This window comes from Pelagibius sp., assembly GCF_028289705.1.
Lineage (GTDB): Bacteria > Pseudomonadota > Alphaproteobacteria > Kiloniellales > Kiloniellaceae > Pelagibius.
Genome location: NZ_JANQOI010000124.1, coordinates 1 through 5,876, shown reverse-complemented (window position 1 = coordinate 5,876; position 5,876 = coordinate 1). Strand labels below are relative to the sequence as shown.

The following is a 5,876-nucleotide window of genomic DNA, read 5'->3' as shown; positions in this document are numbered from 1 at the left end:
CTCAACGACGCGGAGATCACGGTGGAGGGCCGGCGCGACGGCACGGCCATCGCCGCCGCGCTGCAGTCACCGCCCACCAAGAGCCGGCCTGCCGGTGAGGATCTGTTGGACCGCGTCCTGGTGCTCTTCGGCTATGCGCGCGAAGACCTCGACCCGCGCATTCCGCCCGCCATCGCCGAAGCGGGCGCCACCCATCTGGTGCTGGCGCTTGCGGAGCGCGGCAAGCTCGCCGCCATGACCTATGACCTGGACGCCGGACGGGGGCTCATGAACGAGGCGGGCCTGGTCACCATCGCTCTGGTCCAGGCCGAAAGCGAGCGGCGTTTCCACGCCCGCAATCCCTTCGCCTCCGGCGGCGTCTACGAGGACCCGGCCACCGGCGCAGCGGCGGCGGCGCTGGCCGGTTACCTGCGCGACCTCGGCTGGCCCCACGGCGGCGCCATCGACATCCTGCAGGGCGATGACATGGGCGTCCCTTCGCGCCTCAAGGCCGAGATCCCGCCGGAGCCCGGCAGCTCGATCCGCGTCTCCGGCAGCGCAAGAGTGATGGGTACCTAGCCGCAGTCCCGATCGGCGGGATAGCCGAAGGCCGGGTCGCGGTCGCGGGAGTAGCCATCGATGCGCGGCAAGGGATCGGCGAAAGCGAGCCAGGGCAGTTTCTGGCGCCAATAGGCATGAGCCTGGGGACGAAAGGCTTCCGGCCGGTCGAAGAAACCGATGCTGAGATAAAGCTCGTCGGCGATCCCTTCGTCGCGGTAGCCGATGGAGGTGCCGCAGTCCCCACAGAAGCTGCGCAGGACGCCCGGGGTCTTGGAGAAGCTCTTGGGATTGCCGCGAAGGATGCGGAACTGGGACGGACGGACGCCGATCCAGATTGTGAGGGGGCTGCCGATGGCCCGGCGGCAGTCGTCGTCGTGGTCATAGCAGATCCAGAAGGGCTCACCCCGCAACTCCGCGGCGATGGCGCCGCAGAAGCAGGCCCCGGTTTCGATGCGTTCAGTCATGGTTCAGCCCTCGCGTTCACTCGACGCGCCGATCCTAGCTGGCATTGCTCGTCGCCTCCACGGCAAGCGCGATGTCTGCTCAGCTCAGCAGGAAGTCGAGGCGTGAATCGGCCTGCGCGGGCGCGATCTCCAGGATCTCGGCGTCGACGACGCCCTCGGCCACGAAGGGGTCGGCCTGCACCCGGCTCTCCAGATCCGGGCGCGAGCCGCCCTGCGCCAGGATTGCGCCGCCGAGACCGGGCTGGAGGCTACCGACCAGCAGGAAGACGCCGTCGTCCAAGCCGCTTTTGATCCAGGCCTTGTGGCCGTCCATGAACTCACCGGCCTTGGCCTTGTTGGCGCCAAACCTCAGAACGATGACAAACATGGCGAACTCCTCCTGTCGAAAAAAGTCTCTGGGGACGAGGCAGTGCGGTCCAGCATGCCGGGCAGACCCGCCGGAGATGGTCCCCGACATGATTGTTCCCGGATGCATGTTTCATGAATGGCGCATCCGATAAAAAAGAGCGCGGTCACTTCGTCACCGTCCTTACGACCTGCGCCGGGTTGCCGACGACCACGGTGTTGGCAGGCACATCCTTCACCACCACAGCGCCGGCACCGACCACCGAATTCTCACCGATGGTAACGCCGGGACAGATCACCGCGGCGCCGCCGATCCAGACGTTGCGGCCGAGGGTGACGGCCGCGGCGGTCTCCACGCCCGTCGCCCGCTCCACCGGGTCGACGGGATGGATCGCGGTGTAGACCTGCACGGCAGGACCGAGCATGGACTTGGGCCCGATTTCCACGCGCCCGCAATCGAGGATCGCACAGCCGGCATTGATGTAGACGTCGTCGCCGAGAAAGAGGTTCACCCCGTAGGCGCAGTGGAAGGGCGTCTCGATGAAGACGTTGGCGCCGACGCCGCCCAGGGCCTGCCGCAGGGCCGGGGTCAGGCCCGCGTCCTCGTCCGGCACCGCGTGATTGTGGACATGCAATGCCTGGCGGGCTTGCGCGCGCAGACCGCGCAGTTCCGCATCGAAGATGTCGTAGGGGAGGCCGGCGAGCGCCTTTTCCCGCTCACTCCGGGGCATCAGCCGGCCCCCGCAGGCCCCAGGCTGCGCGCTGCCTGCGGGATCACCTCGGCCTCGGCCTGCAGGCCCGCCATCAAGGCGGCAACGTCGGAGGTGCCCATGACCAGGCTGTAGCCCATCTCGAAGAGCTGGTTGGCATCGGCGGTGGCGCGCGGCACGGTGCCGAGGGCGAGGCCTTTGTCCCTGGCGACGCTTTCGATGCGGGCAATGGCCTCCAGGACCTCGGCGCCGCCGGTCTCCCCCAACTGGCCGACGGCGCCGGAGAGGTCGTAGGGGCCGATGAACAGAACGTCGATCCCCTCGACGGCGGCGATGGCCTCCAGATTGTCGAGGGCCGCGCGGGTTTCGACCTGGAGCATCAGGGTCAGCTCGCCATGGGCTTCGCGGACGTAGTCCGGGCGCTGTCCGTAGCGGGCGGCGCGGATCGCCCGGGCGAACCCGCGGCGGCCGTGGGGCGGGTAGCGGCAGGCCTCCACAGTGGCGGCGGCTTCCTCGGCGCTGTCGATCTGCGGCACCAGCAGGCCGCTGGGGCCCAGTTCGAGAATGCGCTTCAGATAGATGGGATCGCTGGAGGGCACCCGGATGATGACCTCGCCGCCGGCCGCCTCGATGGCGCGCATCATGCCCAATGTGGTCTCCAGGGAGGCGGGGCCGTGTTCGTTGTCGATCAGCACCAACGGAAAGCCGGCGTGCACCGTGGCCTCGGCGATGCTGGCCGAGGCAATGTGCATCCAGACACCGTAGGTGGGCGTTCCTGCAGCGATACGGGATTTAAGATATTTCATGAACGATTCTCACTTGTGCATTGTTTTAGCGTCTTCTTTTGAGGTTTGGCGTTTCAAGAGAGGCTTGAGGAGGAGATAGATCCAGAGCGCGACCGTCACGGCGCCGAGCCCGGCGGCGATGGGCCGCTCGAAAAAGCCCAGGAGGTCGCCCTGGGTTTTGATCATGGTGATGAGGAAGTTCTTTTCGATCACCTTGCCGAGGACGATACCGAGGATCGCCGGGGCGATGGGAATGCCGTTGCTCTCCATGAAATAGGCCAGCAGGCCGAGGACCAGCATCACCCAGATGGAGAAGGTGGTGTTGTCCACGGCATAGGCGCCGAGAATGGAGAAGACCAGGATCAGCGGCATGAGGATGCGCCGGGGGATGGTCAACACGTGGCGGGCCAGGCGGATCACCATCAGACCCAGGGGCAGCATCACGATGTTCGCGATGATGAAGGCGATGAAGATGGCGTAGACCAGGTCGCCGTCGGTCTGGAACACCCGCGGGCTGGGGGTGATGCCTTTCAGCATCAACACGCCGATGCCGATGGCGGTGACGGAATCGCCGGGAATACCGAACACCAGGGCCGGAATCCAGGCGCCGGCCACGGCGGAATTGTTGGCGGAACCGGCATCGACAATACCCTCTTCGTAGCCCTTGCCGTACTTCTGCGGCGTCTTGGAGAAGCGTTTGGAAAGGCTGTAGGCGATCCAGGCGGCGATGTCGGCCCCGGCGCCGGGCAGGGCGCCGAGCACGTTGCCGAGCAGGCTGGACCTCAGGATGTTCACCCAGAAGCGGCGGACCGTGGTCCAGAGATAGCGGGTGAGGGAGCCGATCTTCGAGACCGTGGTCTCGCTCTGCAGCCCCTGAGTCACGGTGCGCAGGACTTGGCTCAGGGCGAACATGCCGATCATCGCCGGGATGAAAGATACGCCGTCCAGCAGGTCGATGGCCCCAAAGGTGAAGCGCGGATGGCCGGTGGCGATGTCGATGCCGACGGTGGAGATCATCAGGCCGATGAGCAGGGAGAGCGCAGAGCGCACGACAGAACCGCCCGCGACCGCAACAGCCGAGGTGAGGCCCAGACAGCCGAGCCAGAAATACTCCATGGAGGAGAAGCGCACCGCAACGCTGGCAAGCTGGTTCGCGAAGAGGGTGAGCAACAGCACGCCGATGACCCCGCCGATGACCGCCGTCACCAGGCTCGCCCCCAGCCCTTTCTCGCTCTCGCCCTTCTGGGTCAGGGCGAAGGCCTCGTCCACATAGGCCGCCGAGGCCGGCGTTCCGGGAATGCGAAGCAAGGCACCGGGAATGTCGCCGGCGAAGATCGCCGTAGCCGTGGTGGTGACGATGGCCGCCACCGCCGGCACCGGGTCGAGGAAGAAGGTGATGGGCACCAGCAGCGCCACCGACATGGTGGCGGTCAGCCCGGGCACCGAGCCGACGAAGAGCCCGTAGAGCGCCGCCAGAAAGATGGTCAGCATGACCTCGGCGGTCAGCACCGAGGTGAGGGCGACGGCGAGGGTTTCCGGCATCCCGCGGCCCTAGAACAACAGGGTTTCGACGAGTCCGCGGGGCAGGGGCACCCGCAGCAGGCCGGTGAAACAGAAATGCAGCAGGAACGGCAATCCCAGTGCCAAAGCGAAGCTGATCAGCCAGCCTGCGGCGAGACTGCGCAGCAGAAAAAACAGCAGCAGCGCCAAAGTGAGGATGAAGCCCAGTGGCTTCACCAGCAGGACGAAAGCGATGACGGTTCCCAGCACCGCCGCCAGCCTCAGCAGCGCCTTGCGGGAGCCGAGCCAGGCCTCGGGCATGAACAGCGGCTGAACTGCGCCCGACAGGCGCGCGCGCAGGTCGCCGGCGATCAGGACGAGCCCGCAGAGGCAGAAGCCCACGCCGATGATGGTGGGGAAGAACTCCGGCCCATAGGCCATACCCGCCATCTCCGGGAAGCTGGCTGCTTCCAGGATGACGATCAGGCCGAACAGCCCGGCCAACACGCCGAGCGGCAGATCACCCAATTTCATGCGGCCGGTCCTGCGCGGCACCCCGCCCTTCGAGACGGCCTTTTAGGCCTCCTCAGGGTGAGGCGAAGAATTTGCGGTGACCGACCACGTGCCGAGGAGCCCCGCAAGGAGCGTCTCGAAGCACGAGGTCAATCACCGTTCCAGGTTGGCGAAGGCCTTTGGCCTACTGCGCCAGGCCGATGGCCTTCATGGTGGCGCCCAGGTTGTCCGAGGTCGCCTGCATCATGGTAGTGAGATCGGCACTGCCCATCTTCACCACTTCCGCGCCGCGGGAGGCCTTGAAGTCGGCCCAGTCCTGCGTATCGAAGGCCGCCAGCGCCGCCTTCTCATAGCTGCAGGCGATCTCCTCCGGCAGGCCCTTGGGGCCGCTGACGCTGATGAAGGCGGCCAGCGTCCAGCTGGAGGCCAGCAACTCCTTGGTGGTCGGCACCTCCGGCAGCGCGCCCATGCGCTCGTCGTGCATGTAGGCCAGGGCCTTCAATTCGCCGGCCTCGATGAGGGCCTTGCCTTCGGAAAGAGCGGGCGTTGCGACGTCGACGCCGCCGGCGATCAGTTCCTGCATGGCCGCCGCGGCGCCGTTGGAGGGCACCCAGCGGATCGCGCCGGGGTCCATGCCTTCGGATTGCAGCATGCCGGCCAACGCGAGATGCCAGATGCCGCCCTGGGCGGTGCCGGAGCCGGTGAGCTTGCCGGGGTTGGCCTTCGCGTAGGTCAAGAGGTCGTTGAGGCTGTTGAACTGGGAGTCCTTGGCCACCAAAACGCTGGATGGCACGATGTCCACCAGCGCGATGGGCGTGATGTCGGTGTGGTTCAGTTCGGTCAGCCCGGCGTGGTGCATGGTGGTGATCTCCACCGTCGCCGCGCCGATGGTGTAGCCGTCGGGCTCCGCCGTCGCGATGGCGCTGTGGCCGACCACACCGTTGCCGCCGGTGCGGTTGACGACGTTGAAGGGCACGCCGAAGTGCTTCTCCAGCATGCTAGCCAGCATGCGGGAGTTG

The 5,876-nt window shown here is 66.7% G+C and carries 8 protein-coding genes; 1 reads left to right on the top strand and 7 read right to left on the bottom strand.

All coding sequences use genetic code 11. The features are described 5' to 3' along the window. The coding region (locus tag Q0996_RS15940; RefSeq protein ID WP_299621829.1) for a PhzF family phenazine biosynthesis protein at positions 1-558 on the top strand (558 nt) is incomplete at its 5' end. Here the strand turns inward: Q0996_RS15940 and Q0996_RS15935 are convergent. The 7 genes from Q0996_RS15935 to Q0996_RS15905 all read right to left on the bottom strand — a co-directional run. Then, positions 555-1,004 (bottom strand): GFA family protein, encoded by a 450-nt coding sequence (locus Q0996_RS15935; protein ID WP_299621826.1) that lies wholly within the window; start codon positions 1,002-1,004, stop codon positions 555-557. The two genes, Q0996_RS15940 and Q0996_RS15935, sit on opposite strands and share 4 nt — an antisense overlap. Before the next feature lie 79 nt (positions 1,005-1,083). Next, a complete protein-coding gene (locus tag Q0996_RS15930) occupies positions 1,084-1,371 on the bottom strand; it encodes a YciI family protein (RefSeq protein ID WP_299621823.1) in 288 nt (95 codons plus the stop codon). 145 nt (positions 1,372-1,516) lie between these two features. Further along, positions 1,517-2,080 carry a sugar O-acetyltransferase gene (locus Q0996_RS15925; RefSeq protein ID WP_299621820.1) on the bottom strand — a complete coding sequence of 188 codons (564 nt, stop codon included), beginning with the start codon at positions 2,078-2,080 and terminating at the stop codon, positions 1,517-1,519. Continuing rightward, positions 2,080-2,865, bottom strand: coding sequence for an HpcH/HpaI aldolase/citrate lyase family protein (locus tag Q0996_RS15920; RefSeq protein WP_299621817.1), 786 nt, complete (start codon positions 2,863-2,865; stop codon positions 2,080-2,082). The genes Q0996_RS15925 and Q0996_RS15920 overlap by 1 nt, the downstream gene beginning before the upstream one ends. Positions 2,866-2,874: 9 nt before the next feature. Continuing rightward, a complete protein-coding gene (locus tag Q0996_RS15915) occupies positions 2,875-4,386 on the bottom strand; it encodes a tripartite tricarboxylate transporter permease (protein WP_299621814.1) in 1,512 nt (503 codons plus the stop codon). A gap of 9 nt (positions 4,387-4,395) precedes the next feature. Beyond that, positions 4,396-4,878 (bottom strand): tripartite tricarboxylate transporter TctB family protein, encoded by a 483-nt coding sequence (locus Q0996_RS15910; RefSeq protein ID WP_299621812.1) that lies wholly within the window; start codon positions 4,876-4,878, stop codon positions 4,396-4,398. 163 nt (positions 4,879-5,041) lie between these two features. Beyond that, positions 5,042-5,876: tripartite tricarboxylate transporter substrate binding protein (locus tag Q0996_RS15905; RefSeq protein WP_299621810.1), on the bottom strand; the 835-nt coding region annotated here is incomplete at its 5' end.